Origin of the sequence: Paenibacillus pasadenensis, from assembly GCF_002864175.1 — a bacterium.
In the GTDB taxonomy this organism is placed as follows: domain Bacteria; phylum Bacillota; class Bacilli; order Paenibacillales; family Paenibacillaceae; genus Paenibacillus_O; species Paenibacillus_O pasadenensis.
In genome coordinates, this window is the sequence record NZ_NFEZ01000004.1 from 2,182,574 (window position 1) to 2,206,206 (window position 23,633).

General features: G+C 57.7%; 14 protein-coding genes and 1 tRNA gene. All 15 read left to right on the forward strand.

Annotated features, from left to right (window positions below):
• Positions 1-175 precede the first annotated feature (175 nt).
• The 15 genes from B8V81_RS18885 (at position 176) to B8V81_RS18955 (ending at position 23,551) form a co-directional block, all read left to right on the forward strand.
• Positions 176-2,185: a beta-galactosidase gene (locus tag B8V81_RS18885; RefSeq protein ID WP_101808961.1), complete on the forward strand. Its 2,010-nt coding sequence runs from the start codon at positions 176-178 to the stop codon at positions 2,183-2,185.
• Positions 2,186-2,388: 203 nt separating this feature from the next.
• Positions 2,389-7,941 (forward strand): chitobiase/beta-hexosaminidase C-terminal domain-containing protein, encoded by a 5,553-nt coding sequence (locus tag B8V81_RS18890; protein ID WP_101808962.1) that lies wholly within the window; start codon positions 2,389-2,391, stop codon positions 7,939-7,941.
• A 36-nt stretch (positions 7,942-7,977) separates the two neighbouring features.
• Positions 7,978-9,702 (forward strand): S-layer homology domain-containing protein, encoded by a 1,725-nt coding sequence (locus B8V81_RS18895; protein ID WP_146000532.1) that lies wholly within the window; start codon positions 7,978-7,980, stop codon positions 9,700-9,702.
• Between the two features lie 130 nt (positions 9,703-9,832).
• Positions 9,833-9,919: transfer RNA gene (locus B8V81_RS18900), tRNA-Leu, on the forward strand.
• A 154-nt stretch (positions 9,920-10,073) separates the two neighbouring features.
• On the forward strand, positions 10,074-10,805 hold the full coding sequence (locus B8V81_RS18905) for a 6-phosphogluconolactonase (protein WP_101808964.1): 732 nt from the start codon (positions 10,074-10,076) through the stop codon (positions 10,803-10,805).
• 67 nt (positions 10,806-10,872) lie between these two features.
• The gene (locus B8V81_RS18910) at positions 10,873-11,937 is read left to right on the forward strand and encodes a carbohydrate kinase family protein (RefSeq protein ID WP_127464336.1); all 1,065 of its coding nucleotides are present in this window, start codon (positions 10,873-10,875) and stop codon (positions 11,935-11,937) included.
• A gap of 42 nt (positions 11,938-11,979) precedes the next feature.
• Positions 11,980-13,065: a Gfo/Idh/MocA family protein gene (locus B8V81_RS18915; protein WP_043111530.1), complete on the forward strand. Its 1,086-nt coding sequence runs from the start codon at positions 11,980-11,982 to the stop codon at positions 13,063-13,065.
• 108 nt (positions 13,066-13,173) lie between these two features.
• On the forward strand, positions 13,174-14,337 hold the full coding sequence (locus B8V81_RS18920) for an ROK family transcriptional regulator (RefSeq protein ID WP_180968491.1): 1,164 nt from the start codon (positions 13,174-13,176) through the stop codon (positions 14,335-14,337).
• Between the two features lie 40 nt (positions 14,338-14,377).
• Positions 14,378-15,211, forward strand: coding sequence for a sugar phosphate isomerase/epimerase family protein (locus tag B8V81_RS18925; RefSeq protein ID WP_101808966.1), 834 nt, complete (start codon positions 14,378-14,380; stop codon positions 15,209-15,211).
• Positions 15,208-16,260: a Gfo/Idh/MocA family protein gene (locus tag B8V81_RS18930; protein ID WP_101808967.1), complete on the forward strand. Its 1,053-nt coding sequence runs from the start codon at positions 15,208-15,210 to the stop codon at positions 16,258-16,260. Before B8V81_RS18925 ends, B8V81_RS18930 begins: the two co-directional genes overlap by 4 nt.
• A 278-nt stretch (positions 16,261-16,538) precedes the next feature.
• On the forward strand, positions 16,539-17,873 hold the full coding sequence (locus tag B8V81_RS18935) for an extracellular solute-binding protein (RefSeq protein WP_180968492.1): 1,335 nt from the start codon (positions 16,539-16,541) through the stop codon (positions 17,871-17,873).
• 291 nt (positions 17,874-18,164) lie between these two features.
• A complete protein-coding gene (locus B8V81_RS18940) occupies positions 18,165-19,631 on the forward strand; it encodes an extracellular solute-binding protein (RefSeq protein WP_101808969.1) in 1,467 nt (488 codons plus the stop codon).
• Between the two features lie 67 nt (positions 19,632-19,698).
• Complete coding sequence (locus tag B8V81_RS18945) at positions 19,699-20,646, forward strand: carbohydrate ABC transporter permease (protein WP_052333392.1); 948 nt, start codon at positions 19,699-19,701, stop codon at positions 20,644-20,646.
• A gap of 12 nt (positions 20,647-20,658) precedes the next feature.
• Positions 20,659-21,495: a carbohydrate ABC transporter permease gene (locus B8V81_RS18950; protein ID WP_028599579.1), complete on the forward strand. Its 837-nt coding sequence runs from the start codon at positions 20,659-20,661 to the stop codon at positions 21,493-21,495.
• 19 nt (positions 21,496-21,514) lie between these two features.
• Entirely contained in the window at positions 21,515-23,551 is a 2,037-nt protein-coding gene (locus B8V81_RS18955) for a hypothetical protein (protein WP_101808970.1), read from the forward strand.
• Positions 23,552-23,633 lie beyond the last annotated feature (82 nt).

Sequence of the window (23,633 nt, forward strand, 5' to 3'; positions counted from 1 at the left end):
GCGAACCGCTCGAGAGAGCGGTTTTTGTTTTTTCGACAGGGAAAACGGACGAGCCTGGATCTTTTTCGTTAAAAAGTCGCTATTTTACAAAGAGGCTGGGATTTTGCATTGAATTCCATACCTATTCATTCGAGAATTAAGGCGTACAAACTATGCTTCATGCGGAGGTCGAGCCATGAAAATTAATTTTACGAATTCCGTGGCCAGAGAGGCGAAGATGGCCGCTTGCAGCCCGGATGGCTGCGAGGTTGTCCTTGGCGCGGACGGTGGCGGGATTACGATCGGACAAGTCAAAGAAGCGGGCAAACGATATCTTGTCGGCGACATCGAAGTGCTGGAGGATCATTCCGTGGCGATGATGTTTCGCTGCTTCTTGCCCGGAGAAGACCAGGAACGGATTTTTATGCGTTTCGGTCTGCTGCCGCGCTTCAAGACCAGGATTTGCTTGGATCTTCACTTGCTTGACAATAGAACCATTTTTACGAACCGTACGCCGGGAACGCTGAAGCTGGTCGTACATGGGCAGCGGACCGAGCTGGGCAGCGTGGAGCGCTTCGAGCTCGGCATGGAAAAGGCCTTTCATGATGTCCGCGTCCGGTTCGAGCATTTTCATCTGACGGATCAGATGCCGACCGATTTTCCGCTGCCTCGGACAAAGCTCGTGGATGAATTCGGCCAGTGGAAAGGAAAGGACTGGCCGGGCAAAATCCATTCCTTGGCCGAGCTGAAGGAGAGGCTGGAAGCGAACGAAGGGCCGGCGGAATACCCGTTTCCCGAATGGAACGAGTGGGGAGGAGACCGAACCCGCCAGCTGAAGGAAGGCACCGGCTACTTCTCGACCTTCAAGTCCGAGGACGGAAGATGGCATCTGGTAGACCCGAGCGGCTGCGATTATTTCTCCTTAGGCCCGTGCGGGACGAATCCGGGGGATCAGTGCCGCGTGGACAGCTTCGAGGACCTGTGCGACTGGCTTCCGGAGACCGACGACCCGGACTTCGGGGAATTTTACAAAATCGGGACGACAAGGCGAGCGGCCTACATGCCCCTCGATTCGTTCAAAATCATCCGCTTCACCGCATTGAATATGAAAAAAGCGTATGGCGAGCGATGGCATGAGAAATGGGAGGAGATTTCCCACCATATCCTGATGAAAAACGGCATCAATTCGCAAGGCAATTTCCCCGGTCTCGGCATGGCCAGCGGTCGGACAAGGCTGCCTTATGTTCGAGAACTGCCTAATTTCCCGACGACCGACACGCTCATTTTCAGGGATTTCCCGGATGTCCTCTCGCCGGAGTACAAAGAGAAAGCCGAGCAGTATGCGCGCCAGCTGTCGGCGTGGAAGGACGACCCTTGGCTGATCGGTTATTTTTTGAGGAATGAACCGGAGTTCAACTTCGTGGAGGGCTTGGCCATTGCCGACGAGGTTTTGCATAATCCCGCGCAAACGCATTGCCGGTCGGGACTCATTGCCTTTTTGAAAAGCGCTTACACGACGATCGAGGAGCTGAATCTCGCCTGGGATTCCGCATTCGAGAGTTTTTCGGAACTGGAAAAGCCGATCTACAGCTGCTCCACGACGTATCCAAAATCAAAGCCGGATATTCGGAAGTTTTCGGCTCATCTCATTCGCGAATATATCAAAGTACCGTCCTTGGCCTGCAGAGCGGTAGACTCGAATCACCTGAACCTCGGTCTCAGATGGTCCAAAGCCTACAATCTCGACATGATGGAGGGCTGGGAGTACTTCGACGTATTCTCCATCAACTGTTATGATTTCGACCCGACTCGCGACATGGACTTTGTCCAGCATGCGAGAGTGGACCTGCCGATCCTGCTCGGAGAGTACCACTGCGGGGCGCTGGATCGAGGGCTGCCGGCGACCGGGCTGAAGGGCGTTCCCGATCAAGAGGAACGAGGCGTCATGTGGAGGCATTTCGTGGAGAAGGTCGCGGCCCATCCTTATGGCGTAGGCGCCCACTGGTTCCAGTATAACGATCAGTTCTGCCTGGGCAGGTATGACGGCGAGAATTATCAGATCGGCATGGTGGACATCTGCATGCAGCCTTACCCGGAATTGATGGAGGCGGCTCGCGAAACGTCGCGCGTGCTGTATCAGGTCAAAAACGGCGAGGCAATGCCTTATGGCAAGCTGCCGAAATCGGTGCCGATGATCGGGTACTGACGGGCGGACGGTCGAGGAAGGGCTTGTTTATGCAGCAAGATCAATATTGTTCACCGTCAAAATCCTCGACATGTCCAATGGTGATCGATATGTTCACTAGAAAAAGCGCGGATGATTGGCTTATGATTCGTCATGAGTTCATGGAACCGCTTTCCTGAAAAAATTTCGGCGGGCGGATTCAAGCAAGCAAAGGAGGATAATCAATGAACGGAAGTGCAGGAAGAAGGGGGCGAGCTAAAGGGCGAAAGCCGGGAGTGCTGCTTCTTATCGCATGCCTGGCCTTCAACATGCTCATGCCTCTTCAAAGCGTTTGGGCGGCCGACGACTCGAACGGCGACAGCGACGAGTCGATCATGGCCGACTTCAACTTCGAGGATCCGGTTGGCGGCCTGGAGGGCAGCTTGGCGAAGGTTACGGTTCACGGCACCCCCAGCTATGAGGACTCTTACGAAGGGGGAGGAAAGGCGGCCAATCTCAGCAACAATTTCTGGCTCGAGCTGACCAAGCAGGACGGCACGCCGCTGCTGGCCGGGATGGAAGAGATCACCGTCTCGTACGACAGCAAGCCGGACGGCGGCAGCACCTGGGCGTTTTTTGCCGCGCCGAATGCGGAGACGCAGAACTATCTGGCCGAGCATTACATAGGGATCCTGGATCGGCCAGGCTTCGTCGGCGTTGAGCGGTTCAACAACAACGGCTCCCGCCCGGAAGCGGCAGAAGCGGAAACTTCAGCGACCAGATGGAAGCATGTGGACGTCGTCATTACGATGACGGAAACGAAGCTGTTCGTCGACGGTACGCTCAAGTCGACGGTGACGAGTCCCTATCCGATGTCGAGCGTCCTGACCGAATCCGGAGGCATTCTTCAGCTCGGGAAGGGCAACTGGGGCGGAGGCGAATATTTCGCGGGCCTGATCGACAACTTCAAGATGTACAGCCGGGCATTGAGCGAGCAAGAGCTGCTTGAGAACCGGTTGACCAGCGCTCCGCCTACCTTCTCTCCGTCCGAGGGACAGGCTTACGCTCCGATCGCGATCTCGCATCCGGCAGGGGAGCAGTATATTCACTACACGACGGACGGCTCGACCCCTACGGCGGAAAGTCCGACGTATGCGGGACCGATCCCGGTCCACGGAATTACGACGATCAAGGCCGTCGCCATTTCCGCGGAAGGGAAAAGCAGCGCGATTGCAAGCGCGGACTTCTACGGCAGCGACTGGTCGGCGACCGCGACCGGCTTCCGGCTTGACGGACAGTCCGAGGTCGTAAACGCGAAGATTGCCTGGCCGTTGGTTACGGGTGCGGACTACTACGAAGTCTATCGCGGAGACCAGCTCATCAGCCGGACTTACGGCGACGTCGCGGACGAGTACGGACTCGAGACGGATCAAGACTATACGTATACGGTCAAGGCGATCGCTGCCGGCGCGACAATCGCGGAGGCGAGCACGAATGCGCTGCGCACGTTCGGCTACGACGCTGCGGCGATCACGCACAAGAAGATCAATACGACCGGCGCGGACAGCCTTACGAACGGAATTCCGTATGGCGTCAAGTCGGGCAATACCTGGTATGATTACGTCTACGAATCGACGAAGGACGAGGACACCGGCGTCGTCACGACGGGAATCTACGAGCAGACGAGCGCCGACGGGCTTTCCTACGGCAGCAAGCGCCTGCTCGGCTCGTTCGAGGACATGCGGGCGGAGGGAGCCGGCTACACGCTGCATCCTGACGGCAAAGTCGTCTTCACCGCGCATGAGGAAGGCAGCTTCGACTATCAGCAGGCGAAGCTGTTCATCGCCTCGGTCACTCCAGGCGGGAACGACTTTGAAGCGACGTTCCGGGCGCGCCCGTTCGATATGGAAGCGCGCGACATGGTGCTGTTCGTCGACGATGACGACACGGCGTACGTATTGTTCGCTACGCGCAACAACAACGACATCGGGATCGTCCGGCTGAACGACAGCTGGGAGCAGCCGGAGGCTCTGGTGAACACGGCGTTCGTGGGCAAGCACAAGGAGTCTCCGACCGTCATCAAGCATGAAGGACGCTATTACTTCTTCGGCTCGACGGCGAACGGCTGGTATCCGAGCCAGGCGGAGTATGCCTCTGCGACATCGCTCGACGGCGACTGGACGCCGCTTCGGCCGATCGGCAACGGCTCCTCCTTCGCCACGCAGGCGAACGGAACCCGCACCTGGACCGGAACGGGCGGACAAAAAACGTTCGCGCTGAACGGCTACCACTGGGGCGATCAGTATCCCGGCGAGTTCAGGGACCCGATGGGCACCTATTCGCGTCTGTTCCCGATGGTGTTCCACGACGGCATTGCAACCGCCGACTGGTTCCATCAGCTGGACTACGATCCGGCCATCGGCGCCATTCCGGTCCAATCCGGGCAGCTGCTCTCGCTCGGCAAAAAAGCCGTCGATTCCGAAGGGCTCGACGCCACTGCCGTGACGGACGGAGCGGATTTTGCCTCGTCGCCGCGCGTGCAGCATAAGGCTGCAGGGTATAACATCGTGATTGATTTGGCGCAGGCGTCTCAGCTTTCCGAGATCAACTTCACCACCCGCGAGGTCGGCGGCTCGGATACGGCTTATCGCTTCAAGCTGGAAGGCAGCATGGACAATGCGAATTGGACGCTGCTGACGGACGGCTCGCAAAACAACGTCGTCGGCTTTGTGACCAATCCGGTCACGGACGAATCGCTTTATCGCTACGTCCGCCTGACCGTTGACAACGTCATCAACGTATTCAACGGCAACAGCGCGATCTGGGCGGACGGCATCATCGAATTGTCCGTCTACGGCACGCCGCATCTCGACAAGACGGCGCTGCAGGCCAAGTATGCCGCGCATAAAGACACGGAGCGGGGCACGTTTACGAACGGAAGCTGGAATACCATCACGGAGGCGCTTCGGAACGCGGAGGCGGTGCTGAACGATTCTTCCGCAACGCAGTGGACGATTGACCGGGCGCTGCAGCAGCTCGACGAGGCCTTCACCTGGGCTCAGAACGTCCATCCGGACAAGGTCGTGGACTATGCGGCGGCAGGCGTGCCGGTCGGCGAGCTCTGGTACGATACCGAAGGCAACCCGATCCAGGCTCACGGCGGCGGATTCCTGCAGCAGACCGCTGCGGACGGCAACCCGATCTACTACTGGGTAGGCGAGAACAAAATCCATAACCAAGCGAACTTCCATGCCGTGTCGCTGTATTCCTCGCGCGATCTGGTCAACTGGACGAACGAGGGCGACATTCTGAACTCGTTCTCGGCTACGGTGCCGGGGGCGGAATTCGGTTTGATCGACAACAAGTGGGAGCGGCCGAAGCTGCTCTACAACGAAAAGACGCAAAAGTACGTGCTGTACGGCCACTGGGAGACGGCGAGCAGCTACGCCAGCAGCCAGATCGCGGTGGCGACGGCGGATAGTCCGGAAGGTCCGTATACGTTCCTCGGACACTGGCGTCCGGGCGGCACGCTGCGCAACTGGCGCAGCGACGTCAACAATTACAGCGATTCGGAATATTTCAAAGCTGGAGGCGTGAAGGCGGCGATTCCGGCTTCCGTTCAGCAGGACGAATCGCAAATGGGCTATCTTTCGCGCGACTTCACCGTGTTCGCCGATGACGACGGCACGGCTTACCTGATGTCGGCGGAAGGACATTCCATGCGGGTCCACCGGCTGAATGAAGATTACACCGACGTGGACTTCACCACCTATGAATTCAGCGATTCCGAATCGAAGGCGACCGATTTTGAATCCTACAGCTTCTATGAAGACGTCGGCCGCGAAGCTCCGGCAGTCGTGCGGACGGACGACGGCTACTATATGGCGTCATCCGGGCAGTCCGGCTGGATGCCGAACCAAGGAACGATCAGCTACAGCGCCGATCTCCGCGATCCGCACGGCTGGACGCCGGTCAGAGAAGACGGAAAAATCATCGAGAAATATGCGTTCGGAAACAACAGCACGTACTACAGCCAGCCGACCAACATCATGAAGCTTACCGGCGCGGACGGCACCCGGACCTACGTCTACATGGGCGACAAATGGCGCTCGAGCCAGCTGTCCGACTCGCGTTACGTATGGCTGCCGATCGAGTTCGAGGCCGAGCAGCATACGGCTTCCATGAAATACACGACGGGCTGGAAGCTGAATGCGGCCACCGGCGGCGTGCAGATGCCGCAGGCGTATCTCGTCTCGCAAGGAAAAAGCGCTACGATTACCGGCAACGACGAGGCCGCGGGCATCGAGAAGGCGAACGACGGCTATGCCTTCAACCTGCATACGTCGGGCGATTCCAGCAGCTTCTTCGAGCTGGCGGCTCCGTACGAATACACGATCGATCTGGGCGCGATCTATGATCTGTCGCGGATCGATGTCGCCTACCGGCTGTATAATGGTTCGGAGATGTATCATCGCTACCAGATCCTGGCCTCCAATGACAATGCCAACTGGACGGAGCTGGTGAACAACGGCACGAATATGTGGGCCGGCTTCAACTCGGATACGCTGAGCGGCCTTTACCGGTACGTGAAGCTGAAAGTAAACGAGGTTCGCCGCGTCAACAACAACGCCCTCAGCAACGCATGGGGAAGCGGGCTTGTCGAGGTTCAGGTATACGCCAACTCGGCGGATCCGTACACGCTGACGCCGCCGAGCGCCGATCTCGCGTCGGGCACGTACAGCTTCCCGCAATCGGTGAAGCTGTCCCATGACGTCGAGGATGCGCAGCTGTACTACACGCTGGACGGCAGCACGCCGACCTTGTCCAGCACGCCGTATGCCGGGGCGATCGAGCTGCCGGTCGGCATGAGCACGCTGAAGGCGATCGCGATCGTAAACGGCGTGACGAGCGGCATTCTGGAAGCGAGCTACACCGTCGAGGCGGATCGCGGAGGACTGGAAGATACCGTGCTGTCGTTGACGGGGCCTGCGAACGTGGTGTCCAATCAGACGTTCGAGGTCGCGTTTGGACTTCGTTCGGTCACCGACAGCGTATATGCTAAGGAGTACACCATCAACTACGATCCGGCGAAGCTGGAGTTCATCCAGGCGGAGCCGCTGAAGCCGGGGTACATCTTCCAGCTGGAAACGGAAGTGGCGCCGGGTCAGGTCCGGGTTACGACCGTCGAGGCCGGCGGAACGCAGACGCCGGATGCCGACGTCGCGCAGCTTAAGCTGCAGTTCAAGGCGAAGGCGCTGGAGCAGACGGTGACCGGAAGCGTATACACGTCGGATGTCATTCTTGCCGACGGTACGGGTCTGGAAGCGCCGGCTGCAAATGGCGCTACGTACAGCTACGTCCTGATGGCGGTGTCGAAGTCTTCGCTGGCCGCTGCGGTCGCAGATGCGCAAGCGCGGCATGACGCGGCGACGGAGGGCGATCTGGACGGCCAATATCCGGCAGGCGCCAAGGCGGCGCTGCAAGCGGCGATCGATCAGGCAAGCGTTGTGCTGAACGACGATACGGCCGAGACGGAGGACGTGCAGCAGGCTATGATCGCGCTGAATGAAGCCGTAGAGGCATTCGAGGCGCTGAAAAACGTTCCGAGCGTTCCTGTTGCGGGCGATCTGAACGGAGACGGACGCGTCGGGATCGAGGATCTGAGCCTGGCGGCGGCCCGTTACGGCAAAAAAGCCGCGGACACCGACTGGAGCAGCGTCAAGGCGGCGGATCTGAATGGCGACAACGTCATCGACATCAAGGATCTGCGCGAGTTGGCCAAGCTTATCTTGAGCTAAAGCCGGAGCGAATCGGAAGAGAGGAAGTCGAAATCATTGAGAACAAATCTATGGACATGGAGTCTGTCTCTCCTGCTGATCTTCATGCTGCTGCCGGTCTCGCCGGCAGCAGCAAGCGATGAGCCTGCGTTTTATGTGGGCGCGTCGAAGTCGAGCGTGGCGGTCGGAGACCAGGTAGAGGTCGAGATCGGAGTGCGAGGCGCCCAAGCGTGGACGGCCTTCGAGCTGAATCTGTCGTTCGACGCCGCCCTGTGGAGCGTCAGCGCGTCTTCGTTCACGACTGGCCTGAGCGGGTTCAGCGCGGTCGTCAACCCGGAGCTGCTGGACGAAGGCCAGCTGCGTGCCGTCTATACGAAGCTGGGACATGCGGCGGGCGACAGCGGCGACCTCATGCTCGGCAAGGTGAAGTTCACCGCTAAAGCGGCGGGCAGCGGAGCCTTCTCGCTGAATGCCATCAAGGTCGGCCAAGACGGCGACCGGTGGACCGACTATGCGCCGGGCGTGCGGACGAGCACGCAGATCGTCAGCGGCGGGGGCGGCGACAGCGGCCCGGCTCCCGTCATTCCGGACGCCGGGAACGATCCGGTCATCAGCGGCTCGGGCATCAGCGTCAAGGCAGCGCCGAATGCAGCGGGAACCGCTCGTGTCGAGCTGGATGCGGCCCGTCTGCAAAGCGCGATCGGCAAGCTGGAGGGACATGCCTTGACGATCAAGCTCGTCTCCGATCCGGCGACGAAGCAGGTCGAGCTCGTCCTGCCTTTCGGACCGATCCGCAGCGCCATGGCGTCGAATGTGGAACGCCTGACGATTGATAACGGCCTGGCGGTCGTCTCGCTGGATCGGAGCTGGTTCGCGAAGCAGAATGCGGCGGACGGCGCGAAGCTGCAGCTGTCGGTCGGCCGGAAGGCGGCGTCCGAGCTGCCTGCGGCCGCAAGCGGGAACGTGCCGGCGGACGCGACGATCTATGACTTCGGCTTGACGCTGGATGGCCGGCCGGTCGGCGCCTTCGATGCCCGCGAAGTGACGGTGACGGTTCCGTACACGCTCCGCGCTGGCGAGCAGCCGGAGCAGGCCGTCATCTACTACATCGCCGATAACGGCGAGCTCGAGGTCGTCAAAAACGCCAAATACGACCCGGCCACAGGCATGATTTCGTTCAGCCCCCGGCATTTCAGCCTTTATTTCCCTGGCTATGCCGACCTCACCTTCCTCGACTTGAACGAGGCAGGATGGGCCAAGCCGTATATCAAGGCGCTGGCGGCCCGCGAAGCGGTAACCGGCGTCGGCGGCGAAGCCTTCGATCCGAACGGACGGCTGACCCGGGCGCAGTTCATTACGATGCTCGTCCGGCTGTTCGACCTGACGGACCCGGCGGCGGCCGCCACGTTCTCCGATGCGAAAAAAGGCGCCTGGTATTATGAGGCCATCGCATCCGCTCAGAAGGCGGGCATCGTTGAAGGGAAGAAGGACGGCACGATCGGGATCGGCGATCCGATCAGCCGGCAGGATATGGCTGTCATGCTGTACCGCGCTTCCCGCTACATGAAGCTGGATGTGCTCGCGCCGGCGAATGCCGCCGCCCCTTCATTCGCGGACCAAGACAAGATTGCCGGTTATGCGAAGGAAGCGGCAGCTGCCGTGGAGCAGGCGGGCTTGATGAACGGAATGGGCGGAGGCGTCTTCGACCCGCTCGGATTGTCGAGCCGGGCGCAAGCCGCAGCCGTGCTCTATCGGCTGTTCGAAATCAAGGAATGGAAGTAAGAGCGGCGTAAGGCGAGCTCGGAGCAAAGCAGAAGGACCGGCCGTGGAGCCGGTCCTTCTTTTTTGTAAAAATCATAAAAGAGCTTGACCGTGAACTTTAAATCATGGTATATTATTTTTCGTTGGTTATGCGGTCATGGCGGAATTGGCAGACGCGCTGGCTTCAGGTGCCAGTGGTAGCAATACCGTGGAGGTTCGAGTCCTCTTGACCGCACCACCCCAGAAATGTACAAGCTCCCGAACCCGTCCTAGTGACGGTTCGGGAGCTTTTTTTTCGTTTGGCCTACCGATAGGGGTTGACGGGGCCGTAGAGGCAACCTATTATAATTAATAAAGTTAGTTAATTAAATCATGGACCCGAGGTGGTGACTATGCAGACGATCATCGAATCCGATTATGAAGCTCTTTCGGAGAGAGCAAGCGAATGGATTGCGAAGTGCGTGTCAGACAAGCCGGACGCGGTATTATGTCTGGCAGCCGGAGCTACGCCGGTAGGCGCTTTTCGGAAGCTGGTCTCGATGGCCAGAGAAGGAAAGGTCGACTTGTCGAAATGCCGTTTTGTCGGACTGGATGAGTGGGCCGGACTTGGCCGCGAGGACGAAGGCAGTTGTAAGCGATTACTTTATGAAGAGATTTTTGAGCCGCTGCAAATTCCCGAAGACCAGCTCTATATGTTCGATGCTTGCTCGGAGGATCTGGCCGGACAATGCCAAGCCATGAACCGGCGGATCGAAACGCTCGGCGGCATTGATTTCATGCTCGTAGGAGCGGGAATGAATGGGCATATTGGCTTCAACGAGCCGGGGACTTCGTTCGATACGTATGCTCATGTGGCGAATTTGGATGAGGTGACCCAACAGGTCGGCCAGAAATATTTCACCAAGCCGATGAGGCTTCGGACCGGGGTCACGCTTGGATTGAGGCATCTCGCCGAGTCGAGGAGCGTGGTCCTCATGGTCAGCGGCTCCCACAAAGCCGACATCGTCGAGCGCATCGTTAACGAGGGAATCAGTGAACAGCTGCCGGCGAGCCTCGTTCGGAAGCATCCGAACGGCTGCTTGCTGCTGGACAGCGAGGCGGCCGTCAAGGCAAGGAAGGACTGAAGGAAGCTTGCAGCCAATAGCCGAACAAATCGCGATCAAGTATAAGAAGGCAGAGCAGTTCGGGGTCATGCTCGGATTTGACGGTTTCATCGACAGCGTCGTTCGCGCGGTACGGCGGCGTGACGAGGAGGATCAAGCCCGCTATTTCGAGACCATGAGCGAGTTCGGGCAATATCTAGTGGACAAGAGCGGCAAAAACTGCTCGATCGAGCTGGTAGAGCAAACGAACAAGCTCGGCGGCAACATGCCGATCATGGCTCTCGCCTTGGGGAGGCTCGGCTTCCGGCTTACGAGCATCGGGGCGCTGGGCAGTCAAGGGATCAAGCCGCAATTTTCGGAGCTGACCGGAACGGTCCATGAAGCGATTTCCGTGACGGATCCAGGCTTCTCGACGGCGATAGAATTCCGGGACGGGAAGGTCATGCTGGCCGATGTCAGCTGCCTGGATTCCATGGACTGGGACAGATTGGTCCAATGCGTCGGGAAGGAGCGGCTCCTCTCCTGGTTCGACAGCAATCCGCTGATCTGCTTGTTGAATTGGAGCGAGACGAAGCATGCCTCTCAGATTTGGGAGGGCTTTCTGAATGAGATTATCCCGAACGCCCGGAACGCCTCGGAGAAGACGATCTTCATCGACTTGTCCGATTGCTCTAAAAAAAGCGAGGCCGATCTTCGCCGAGCCTTCTCGCTCCTGAAGGCATTCAAGCGTCATTGCAACGTTGTGCTCGGCATGAACGAGAACGAATTGGCGACAGCAGGCCGCAAGCTGCTTGACCAGGACGAGCAGGACATGGCGCATGCGGCGCGGCAGCTTTACGAATACGCGGGAGTCGATCAGCTTGTCGTGCATGTAAAGGACGGGGCGTTCGCCTGGAGCGGCGACGAATTGTTTCAAGCAGACAGCTATGCCATTGAGGAGCCGGTCATCCTCACAGGCAGCGGCGACCATTTCAACGCCGGCTACTGCTCGGGGCAGCTGCTCGGACTCGGCGTCAAAGAGAGCCTGCAGACCGGCAACGCCGTAGCCAGCTACTATGTAAAGCATGGCACAAGTCCGACGCCCGCCCAGCTGGTTCAACATCTGGCCGGCTTCCATGACGATGATCAGCCAAGCGAGAAACAACCCGGCTAGCTTGCGGGAGCCGGTCTAATTCCACGAAGGAGGCCATGGAGGATGAAAAAAGTAAAGGTGGCTATTTTCGGAGCCGGGTTCATCTCGGATTACCATGCAGAGTGCTATCGTCGTTTCGTCCCGGAATCGGAAGTCGTCGCCGTCTATGCGAGAGATCTGGATAAAGCCAAGCAATTCGCAGCCAAGCATCATATTCCGCAGGCTTATTCAGACATCGGCCAGCTGCTCGCGGAATCGGGCTGCGACGTCGTCGACATTTGCCTCCCAAACTTTCTCCACCATAGGGTCTGCATCGCCGCCGCCAATGCCGGCAAGCATGTCATCATAGAGAAGCCGCTCTGCGTCACGCTTGAAGAAGCGGACGATATGATCGCGACCTGCAAGGCGCAGAACGTCAAGCTCATGTATGCCGAGGAATTGTGCTTTGCCCCGAAGTATGAACGCGTTCGCGAGCTCGTTCAGGATGGCGCGATAGGCGAAATTTATATGCTGAAGCAGACCGAGAAGCATTCCGGTCCTCACAGCCCTTGGTTCTATGACATGGATCTGTCCGGCGGCGGCGTGGTGATGGACATGGGCTGCCACGCCATCCAATGGTTCCGCTGGATGCTCGGCGGGAACCCGGGCGTGAAGAGCGTAAAGGCACATATGCAGACCGTGCTGCACAACGAGATTACGAAAGGCGAGGACAACGCCGTTCTCCTCATCGAATTCGAGGGAGGCGTGCTCGGCGTTGCGGAAGACAGCTGGGCGAAGCATGGCGGCATGGACGACAAGATCGAGGTTCATGGTACAAAAGGCGTCAGCTACGCGGATATGGTCATGGGCAACTCCGCCTTGACCTACAGCGTGGACGGGTACGATTATGCGGCGGAGAAGGCGGGAACGACAAAGGGCTGGACGTTTACGATCTACGAGGAAGCGTTCAACTACGGCTATCCGCAAGAGCTCAAGCACTTCATTGAATGCATCGCCTATGACAAGACGCCTTTGGTAACCGGAGAAGACGGAAGGGCTGTCCTGGAAATCATCTATGCCGCCTACGAATCTGCCCGAACGGGGAACAAGGTGGAGCTTCCGTTTCGTCCCCAAGTAAAGAAACCGATCGATCTCTGGCACGGCGTTTAGCGGCAGGACTGGAAGGGGAAACCGATAGACCCGTGTCATTGACGGGGCGCGGTCGTCCCTCTATATTTGGTTAATAAGCTTTCTTAACTAATGAGAAGAGGGACATTCATGGCGAGCTTCATTCAAACCCATCTGAAAGATATGAACCGCAAGACGGTATTCGACTTATTGTCTTCGGTAGACAGCATCTCCAGAGCCGAGATCAGCAGGCGAACGGGAATCAGTTCTCCTACGGTCATCAAGATCGTCAGTTATTTTCAGGAGAAGGGCCTGGTCATCGAATTAGGCGAGGGAAGCATCTCCACGGCAGGAAGGAAGCCTCAGCTGATCCGCTTCAATCCGGATGCCGCATGGTCGATCGGAGTCGTGTATGAAGGCGATTATCTGGATGTCGGATTCGTCGATTTGAACGGGAATATCAAGCATCGGAAAAGGTTCAAGGCAGTCGCCAACCTGGACGAGATGCTCGAGCTTCGGCTGCCGGTCATCCTGCGGGCTTTCATGGAGGAGTTCGGGGAAGCCCGGCCGAGCATTCTCGGCGTCGGCATCGGCATCCCCGGAGTCGTGGATCCGGACACGGCTCAGATCGAGTTCGCCGCTCCTATCGTCGGCGTCAAAGAAAGAAGAGACTGCAGAAGCCTCATCGATCGGCTGAGCGAGCAAATCGGACTGCCCGTCTCCATCGACAATGATGTCAAATCAGCCGCATGGGGCGAGTACATCACGCGAAGCGGAGAAGCGCTGCAAGATCTGCTCTATGTCTCGCTCGGCTCAGGCATTGGCGCGGGCATTATCCTGGACGGCCAAATCCGTCGCGGCAAGCATAGCCTGGCCGGCGAGATCGCCTTCACCTCCTTCGATCCAGCCTTCCGAATGTCCAAGACGGAGGTGGGCTGGATCGAAGGAAGGCTCGGCATCCATCCGTTGATCGGCAAGTGGAGCTTCCTGGAGAACATCCTGAACGACGGACAAGCGGGGAGCTATCCGACGACGCATCGCGGGCCTTTCGAGGAGATGATCCGTTACATCGCTTCGCATTTGGCGCTCTGCATCTCCAACCTGGTCGCCGCTCTTGACATTACGGACGTGGTGCTGGGCGGCGTGACCGTTGAGGCGCTTGGAGAGGCATTATTGGATGAAGTGAAAGAATACCTGAAGCGGCTGTGCGTCATCGACGTCCGATGTGACCTGCAGCTGAGCAGGGATCCCGGCGTAGTCGGCGTCGCGGCGATTGCCACCAATCATCGGCTGATGGAGTGGCTGGAAGGCTGAGTCAGCCGCACGAAGCTTAGGAAGCGAGGAGAGGTACGGGATGGAATGGGCGTTCATGACGGCGAACTACGTGGCGAAGGAAGTCGGCTACAAGGATGTGACGGACTGGTTCAAGGATTGGGGACGATGCACGGAAGCGACGATTCGGAGCTTCCACGGCAGTCAATTCGAGCTGAAATTCGAGTCGCTGATCAGCGGCATCAAAGAAAATGGATTCGATGCGATCGAGCTATGGGTGGGGCATCTGCACCCGGAGACGGCGACGGACGAGATGGTGCGCAAGGCGCGCGGGCTCCTGGATAAGTACGAGCTCTCCGTCGTGTCCTATACCGCTTCGTTCTCATCGCCGAACATGACGCTTGAGGAGGGATCCCGTCGATTCGAGATCGCCCGCGCGATCGGCGCTCCGCTGCTCGCGAGCGGCTTCAACGTCTCGAATGCGGAGCTGATTGTCGAGCTGTCGCAGCGATACGGAATTTTCTTTGGACTGGAAAATCATCCGGAGCGCAATGCGCAGGAGATCATCGAGAAGATTTCCCCGTACTCGCCCTGGATCGGGGCTGCGCTGGATACGGGATGGTTCGGCACGAACGGCTGCGATGTCAGCGCCGCCGTCGGCGAGCTTGCGCCGTATTTGAAGCATGTTCACCTGAAGGACGTTCTCGCGGCAGGCGCGCATGACTCGTGCGGGCTGGGCGAAGGCGTCGTCGACATCAAGGGGACGCTTCGCGAGCTGCATGCGATCGGCTACCAAGGGGCGCTGACGTTGGAGCACGAGCCCTATGACCACGATCCGATGCCGGCCATGGTTCGAAGCCTGCAGCTCGTCAAACAGCAGTGGAACGAGCTTTTAGCTCAGGAGGAAAAGCGATGAGCCTTCGCATCGGAATCATCGGAGCCGGCGCCATCGGCCAGATCCATGCCGCGACGTTCAAGCAGCTCGACAACGCCGTCGTCGCGGGCATGGCCGACGCCCATCTGCCGCTCGCGCAAAAGGCTGCCGCCGAGCTCGGCATCGAACGCGTCTTCGATTCCGCAGATCAGATGATCGCGAGCGAGGAGATCGACGCCGTTGTCCTGGGCGTCCCCAACAAATGGCATGCCGATCTGGCGATCCAGGCGCTTCAAGCCGGCAAGCATGTGCTGCTCGAGAAGCCGATGGGCATCAATGCAGAGGCGGCCGCTCGCATCCAAGAGGCGCATCTCAAGTCCGGCAAAACGCTCATGATTGCCCATCAGCTCAGGTGGGTGTGGCCGGCGAGGCAGCTCAAAAAGCTGATTGAGGAAGGCAAGCTGGGCACGATCTATTATGTCAAGGCGAATTGGCTGCGCCGTAAAAATATCCCCGGCTGGGGCTCGTGGTTTACGCGGATGGAGCATTCCGGCGGAGGGCCTCTCATTGACGTCGGCATCCATTTGCTTGATCTGGCGCTGTATCTGATGGGCAACCCGACGCCGGCCAGCGTATCGGGCTCGACTTATGCGAGCTTCGGACCTCGCAAGCTCGGCATCGGCAATTGGGGAACCCACGACTGGAACGGCTATTTTGACGTGGAGGATCTCGCTACGGCGTTCGTGAAGATGGAGGATGGCGCGACGCTGCTGTTCGACGTAAGCTGGGCCAGCCACAACGGCAACGAGGACGGCATGCTGCTGCAGCTTATGGGAACCGAGGGCGGGGCGACGATCAAGCTGAATTCCGGCGTGCTGCATGCGGAGCTGTTCGATCGAAAGGTCGACATCGAGATGACGCCGGATGAGAAAGCCGACGAGCGGCTGCTGTTAAGCCGGCACTTTGTCGAATGCGTCCTCCAAGGGAAGGAGCCTCTGCCCTCAGCTGCAACCGGATACCTCAACAATCGGATCATCGACGCCATCTATGAGTCCTCCAAATCAGGACGTGAAGTTCGAATGGGAAGTTAAGAGCATGGCCGAAGCCGGCAAAAAGTCGGGCGCTATCGCCTGAGCTTAAAGCCATCGCGGCGCAGGGAGATCCTCCCTTGCGGCCCGATGGCTTGTTTGCATTTCCGAAAAGTCAGAAGTTATACAGCAGATCGCTTTACTTTGAAGGTTCAATCGTTTAGATTTAAGAAAAATGCTATTCATGCAACGAACATGCGTCTCGAAAGGTGGCGGCTCATATTCAAATGGGGAATCAACCTAAATCAGGTCGTACTAAATTCCGGTCTCGATTGAAATTCATGATTGATCAGCTGCGGGACCGGATCTTGGACGGCACTTATAAACCGGGCGAGTTTCTTCCTTCGGAGTCCGAGCTGGTCCAGCTGTACGGATTGAGCAACAAATCCATCCGGAAAGGGCTTGACGAGCTGGTAGCGGAAGGCCTGATCGTCAAAGTGAATCGGGTCGGAAGCAAAGTGACGGAAAAAGGCCATGAATCGACGGTCGTTACGCTAGGCGTCAGTTCTTCGATCGAGAAGGACATCTTCCTTTCGAAATTGCTGGACGACTTCAACGAGCTGTACCCTCATATACGCGTCAAGATCATGACGATCACGATCACCAACTACACGAGCCAGATCGAGAGCTATTTGGAAAACGAGGTCATTGACGTCTTCACGCAGAACAGCCTTCATTTCCAGGAGCTGAAAGAAAGCGGAGCGCTGAGCATGCTCGAGCCGTTGAAGGCGGAAAAGGAGATTTATCCGTTTCTGAACGACGTGTTCAGCCATCAATCGCTGCAGTATGCCGTCCCTATCGTCTTTTCCCCTATCGTACTCGCGTACAACCGGACTCACTTCAGCGAAGCGCAAGTCCCCGAACCGGATGGGAGCTGGACATGGGAGGATGCGCTGAAGCATGCCGAGACGCTGTCCAGAGGGGCGGACGGGAGGCTGGGGCTATACTTCATCATGGTGTCCTCCTTGCGCTGGCCGGTGTTTCTCATGCAGAGCGGGGAAGAGATCGGGCCGGACCCGAGCGGCGGATTCAGACTTCAAGGCAGCAAGCTGCTCGAGAGCATTCGGTTGTGCAAGCGCATCATCAAGGCGCAGGACAACTACCTTGGCTTCCTGATCGAGGACAATAAGGATGTCATGGACCTGTTTCGTCAGGGCAAAGTATCGATGATGCTGGCCAGCTACATGGCTTTGAACGAGCTGAAGGACTCGTCCATCGACTTCGACTTGTCGCCGGCTCCGTTCATTGAAGCGCCCGCTACGATGCTCCACACGATCGGGGTGTCCATGCGTAAGACCGATCATGTGGCTGCCCGTCTGCTCGTCGATTATTTGGCTTCCTCGAGAGCCCAGGGCATGATCCGCAAGTGGACGAACAGCATACCGGCGGTCAGATCGCTGAATGAAATCCGTCTGGAAGAGCGGGATTCGATCAACCGGCCGTCGCGCTATCCGCTCTTCCGTGAGATCATGGCGACGTACAGCTCGCGCAGCCGCCTGAATCTATCGGCGGAAGCGTTCGACCAGCTCGGCCGGCTGTTGAAAAGGTATTGGTCGGATCTCATCACCGAGGAAGAGCTGTGCGCCAAGGTGGAGGAACTGCTTGTCAACGGGTAGGGAGGGAGGATTCCCTCCCTTTTTGCTGTACTATTTTTCTATAAACTCACTTTTTTATCCAATCTGCTGTATATGATGAGAAATTTAGTTTGACAACCGGGCGATACCTGCTTAAAATTGGCTTAAGTAAAGTAAATCAAATATACAGCAGATTGGGCGGGGTTCAATCGGTTCCAATCGGATGGAGCCCATGCGGGAGGTGAGCCGCTCGTCGATTGCGTGTAAGAACAAGCATTTATACGAAGGCTAATTCAGCAAAACCATGACTTCTAACTTCCAAGGAGGGTCTACATGAAAAAGGTTTTGAAAGCGACTTCAGTATCACTTGCATCGCTCGTTGTTCTTACTTCACTTGCCGCTTGCAGCAGCAATTCCTCGAACAATGCCGCCAATTCTCCCGCACCGGTCAATGCCTCGGCCGGCGAGACGGACGCGGGCGCCCAGGTCTATTCGGAGAACGGGCTGCCGAAGGACGAAAAAGTAACGCTGAAGGTCGGTTTTTTTGAAGGCGGAATGGGCCGCGAATGGTTCGACTACGCTCTCGAATCCTTCAAGCAGAAATTCCCCAACGTCTCGTTCGACGTCACGTACTCCCCTACGATCTCGCAGGTCACGCAAACGAAAATCGCGGCGAATGACGACAAGGACATGTTCGATCTGTTCTCGGGAAGCATACCGGGAGGCATCGCGAGCTACGTCGAAGCGGGCAAGCTTGAATCGCAGGAAGACCTGTGGGACCGAAAAGCGTATGACGGAAGCGGTAAGACGCTGAAAGAGGTTTCCTTCGAAGGCAGCTTTGAGTCGTCTCCGCGCACGAAGGGAAATACGTACGCCTTCCCGATCTCGGCAAGCGGATCCGGTCTGATGTACAACAAATCTTTGTTCGAGCAAAACGGCTGGAACGAGAACCCGAAAACGTGGAGCGAGTTTTTGAAGCTTTGCGAGGATATTAAAGCGGCCGGCTTATATCCGATTACGTTCCCCGGCGTGTATCCGGATTATATCACCAACGCGTTCGGCCCGCCCAAGGTATACGAGCTGGCGGAGGAGAACGGCACGCTGGATAAGGTGTATGAGGATTACCACAAGTTCAATCAGCCTTACTTCCTCGCTGCCGAAAACGTCGAGCGCTGGAACCGGATCTATGATATGGGCAAGAAGGGCTACTTCCCGAGCGGCCTTGCCGCATTGAATCATACGCAATCTCAAATGCAGGTCGTACAAGGCAAAGCGGCGATGGTGGCGACGGGCACCTGGGTCGAGAACGAAATGAAGCAGTCGACGCCGGAAGGCTTCAAATGGGGCTACATGACGGTTCCAATGGCCGAGAAGCCTGACAATACGAAATGGATTACGTTCACGCCGGGCTCGGGCTTCCTGATCTGGGCGGCCAAGCCTGAGCTGAACAAGAACTGGTCCAAGGAATTCATCGTCTGGCTGTGGAACCTGGACAATCAACTGCAGATCGCGGAAAAGGGCGGCATGATTCCTCTGAGAGCGGACTTTGCCGACGACGCGTCCCGCTTGGAGAAGCTCCAGAGCTTGCCTAGCGCATTCCTGGCTTATATGAAGGACAATAAAGTAAAAATGGATTCGGGCTCCGCAGACGTTACGTTGACGGACCCCGCATTCGAGCAGGCGAACAAGGTCATGTCCGAATCGATTACACAGATCGCGACCGGAAAACAGGATCCGCAGCCGAAGCTTCAGGAAGCGGAAAACTACCTCAAGAAAGCGATCGACGCACAGGGCAAGTAAATCCGCCAAGGAGGGGGGAGGCCCCCTCCTTTCTTATCGGCTGACCTCAAGAAAGGAGCGCTGAACCTTGGCTACACTTCGAACAGATCGCGACCTGACTAGACCGAAGCGAAGCAGCCTGCTGCAAAGGGCGAATGTTCAAAAGTGGATCTTCCTCACCTTTGCCATCGTGCCGACTTTTGGCGGTTACCTGCTGTTTGCGCTTTATCCCAATCTACTGTCGATCTACTACTCGCTGCTGGATTGGAACGGCATTACGGAGCCGAAGTTCATTTATTTTGAAAACTACGTCCGCCTTTTCAACGATCGTTATGTATGGCGAGCGCTCGGCCACAATTTATTCTATATGGCCACCGTGCCGGTTTGCGTCATTTTGATTTCCTTGGTGCTTTCCTACCTTCTGACCAACAAAGGCTACAAGGGCACGTCGTTTTACAAAGTGCTCTTTTTCTTCCCCAACGTCTTGTCTACCGTAGTCGTCTCCTTGCTGTGGGCGTTCATCTACGATGGCAGCTTCGGCCTGCTGAACGCGCTGCTGAAGGTGTTCGGCATCGACATGGACGGCTTTTATTGGCTCGGGGACACCCGGACGGCCATGTATGCGGTGCTGCCTCCGTACGTATGGGCGGGCGTCGGATTGTACATCGTCATTTTCATGAATGCCATGACTACGATTCCCAAGAGTTTATACGAAGCCGCCATTTTGGAGGGGGCGGGGCATATGACGCGGCTGTTCCGCATTACGATCCCGCTCATTACGCCTTTGATCCGGGTGAGCGCCATCTTCCTCGTGCTCGGCACGCTGAAGAGCCTCGATCTGATCCTCATCCTCACGCGCGGCGGTCCGGCAGGCTCTACCGACGTCATCGGCCTCTATATGTTCAACATGGCCTTCGGGGAGCAAGTCCAGAACTACGGCTACGCTTCGGCGATCGGGATGTTCTTGTTCGTCATTCTTGTCGGAGCCAAGCTGCTGGTCGACAAGCTTTTGCCAGACCGCGGTTACGAATATTAAAGGTGGTGGACCATGAAGGAGCGGCGCAGTTATATCGACCTGATTTGGTGGCTTGTACTCATCGCCTGGTCGTTAACCATTCTTTTTCCGATCGTATGGGTTCTCTATGAATCGCTGAAGACGAATCCGGAGTTTTTCCAAAATGTGTGGACGTTGCCGGATCATCCCCAATGGATGAACTACAAGAAGGCTTGGCTCAACTACAATCTCCTGACCGCGATGCTCAATACGCTGTATTACGTCGGGGCGAGCCTCGTGATCGGCACGTTCCTGACCGCTCTGAACGCCTACGCGCTCACCCGCATTGAATTTAAAGGCAGGAAATTCATCTGGGGCATGATCATGCTCTCGCTGTTCCTGCCGGGCATCAATGCGCTGATCCCGCAGTATATCCTCATGCGCGATCTGCATCTGACCAACAGCCTTACCGGCCTCATTCTGCTGAACTGCCTGGGGGAAAGCGTCTTTTTCCTCATGCTGCTGGGCGGGTTCATGCGGTCGCTGCCGCGCGAGCTGGAGGAGAGCGGGACGATCGACGGCGCGTCGATATTTAAAATGTTCATCCGCATCATCGTGCCGCTCTCCATGCCGGGGATCGTCACGGTAGCGATCTTCAAATTCATCGGCCTGTACAATTCCTTCCTGGAGCCTTTCATTTATTTAAGCGACTCGAGCAAATATACGATCGGCGTCAATATTTACCATGCCAACATGCTGATGCAGTACACCAACGATTGGGTGACATTGTTCGCCGGCGTCATCATCACGATGATTCCTTCCGTATTGGTCTTTATGTTTTTCCAAAGATGGATTATGGAAGGGGCTACGCTCGGCTCCGTAAAGGGGTAAGCGGTCAGGAGGAATCCCGATGGTCGAAAATCAAGCAGAGCAGCGTTCCAATAGCGGAAACGGACAGGGCTTCCGCGAACGAACGCAACGGTTCATGGCGAGGGCGGTCGATGCCGCCGGACAATGGTATGACCGCGAAGGCGAATGGCTGGCCGACACCACGCCGCCCCACACAAGGGAACGGTACTGGCTGGCCGGCGCCATGTACGCAGCGGGAGAAGCCGAATGGGCGGATGCCATCGTCGCAAAAGGCGAGACGGAAAAGTACGGGGCGATCCGGTTTAATATTTTCAATACCAATATAGCCGCCAGCCTGTTAGTCGCTCATCGCGACAAGATGTCGGCAGCCGTCCGGCAAGAGCTCGAGCGTCTCGTGCGAGACGGGTTTTCGTTCAAGCCGGGCAACCGGCAGCCGGACTTTCAATTCCACGGCTACAACGACAACATGCCTGCCAAGGCGACGGTGGGGCTAATTCTCGGCGGGGAAATGCTGGGCTGCGAGGATGCGGTCGACTATGGACTCTGGAATCTAAGGCAATTCAGGGCGATGCTGGTCCGGAACGGCATCAACAGCGAGTTCAACTCGCCGACGTATTCGGGATTGACGATCCGCGCCATGGGGGAGATCGCCGCTCAGGCGCAAAACGAGGAAGCGCGCCTTCTGGCGTCCGGGATCGAGCAGCGTCTTTGGATCGATCTGGCCGCCCGGTTCCACCCGGAAATGGGCGTGCTCGCGGGACCGTATTCGCGCGCCTACACCGTGGACACGGCCGCGCATGCCAGCTGCATCTCCAGCCTGCTTTGGTTCTGTCTGGGCGACCGGGTCCACCCGTCTCCGATGCTGCTGTTCGACAAGCCCGACGACCTTGTCCTTCACCATATGGGAGACGTTCCGTTCAATGTCGCGCAATTCTGCTGGTTCGCCGGCGGACACTACGATATCCCCGACACGGCCTTGCGGCTGTTCGACGCCAAGCCGTTTCCGTTCCGAGCGGTCGCCTCCTGCGAATTGGGAGCCGGCGAAGGCACGGACTTCCTGGCAAGAACAAGCCGGATCGAAACGGTGCTGCACCGCGACTTCGCGCTCGGAACGTCCAGCGCGCCGTTCGGCAGCATGGATCAGAACAACAGCTACTTCGTCACCTACAAGCGGCAGGATCAGGTTGAGTCCTATCGGGATATCGGAACGATCTTCACGAAGCTGGCGGTCAACGGCGACGTGCCGGGAACGAAAGTCCGGGCAAGAGACGGCGATCGGGAATATGCCAATGTCGGAGAAGCCGACATCCTCTCCTCCTGGGCCAACACGTTTACGATCCAGTCCGGATCTACGGCTTTGGTGCTCACGCATCCGCATCCGTCTTTCGACGAGGCGGCGGCCCGCAAGCCGTTGTCGGCCATCCGCGAGCAGATCATCTTGTCGACGCACGGAGGAGACGTAGAGGAGCTGATCGTCGGAGGCATTCCGCGGAAGGACTGGTCCGGAGAGGTGCAGCACGGAGAATGGATCGTCTGCCGCACCGGGAAGCTGCTGTCGGCCTTCCGTCCCATGGTCTACACGCCAAGCCAGAGGCCGGTTTCGATCCGCCTGGAATCAAAGGGGAACTATAATTTCATCTGCTCCAGCCTGTATGAAGGGGAGGAGCGAAGCTTTGCCCGAGACGAGCTTCGATTCCTTTTCGGCGGATTCGTAGCCGAGCATGCGAGCGTTTCGGAGTACGCCTCTCTGGCCGAGTTCGCGGAGGAGTTTGAATCCGCTCAGTTTACCGACTATTACTGGACTACGCGCCGGGTGCGGTACAGACGCCCTGCCGGCAAAGCCAGGCCGCCGCTTGAGCTTGAAACCTCCTGGAGTCCGGGAGCGATGGCGACGCGGTATGCGACGATCAACGGCGCTCGAATCGAGCAGCCGATAGCGGCCATTGACGGCGTGACAAGCGAGGAGCTGCCATTTTTGAATGAACCCTTCGCCTCGATTCCGTCCTTTTTCCCTTGGGAGGATCTGACGGTTGCGTGGGGAGAATGGCCTTCCGCGATCGGCGATCGCGAGGAGTGAGGGCGAGCTCGGCCATGGCCGATGTCCATGTCCTTAAGGCCGATATCCCTGCATTCGCTGCCCGCAACGGGAATCGCGACGT

Bases quoted from the DNA above. Each gene is read 5' to 3' on its own strand.
- B8V81_RS18885 (WP_101808961.1), top strand. From the start codon at position 176: ATGAAAATTAATTTTACGAATTCCGTGGCCAGAGAGGCGAAGATGGCC.
- B8V81_RS18890 (WP_101808962.1), top strand. From the start codon at position 2,389: ATGAACGGAAGTGCAGGAAGAAGGGGGCGAGCTAAAGGGCGAAAGCCG.
- B8V81_RS18905 (WP_101808964.1), top strand. From the start codon at position 10,074: ATGCAGACGATCATCGAATCCGATTATGAAGCTCTTTCGGAGAGAGCA.
- B8V81_RS18910 (WP_127464336.1), top strand. From the start codon at position 10,873: ATGCTCGGATTTGACGGTTTCATCGACAGCGTCGTTCGCGCGGTACGG.
- B8V81_RS18915 (WP_043111530.1), top strand. From the start codon at position 11,980: ATGAAAAAAGTAAAGGTGGCTATTTTCGGAGCCGGGTTCATCTCGGAT.
- B8V81_RS18920 (WP_180968491.1), top strand. From the start codon at position 13,174: ATGGCGAGCTTCATTCAAACCCATCTGAAAGATATGAACCGCAAGACG.
- B8V81_RS18925 (WP_101808966.1), top strand. From the start codon at position 14,378: ATGGAATGGGCGTTCATGACGGCGAACTACGTGGCGAAGGAAGTCGGC.
- B8V81_RS18930 (WP_101808967.1), top strand. From the start codon at position 15,208: ATGAGCCTTCGCATCGGAATCATCGGAGCCGGCGCCATCGGCCAGATC.
- B8V81_RS18935 (WP_180968492.1), top strand. From the start codon at position 16,539: ATGATTGATCAGCTGCGGGACCGGATCTTGGACGGCACTTATAAACCG.
- B8V81_RS18940 (WP_101808969.1), top strand. From the start codon at position 18,165: ATGAAAAAGGTTTTGAAAGCGACTTCAGTATCACTTGCATCGCTCGTT.
- B8V81_RS18950 (WP_028599579.1), top strand. From the start codon at position 20,659: ATGAAGGAGCGGCGCAGTTATATCGACCTGATTTGGTGGCTTGTACTC.
- B8V81_RS18955 (WP_101808970.1), top strand. From the start codon at position 21,515: ATGGTCGAAAATCAAGCAGAGCAGCGTTCCAATAGCGGAAACGGACAG.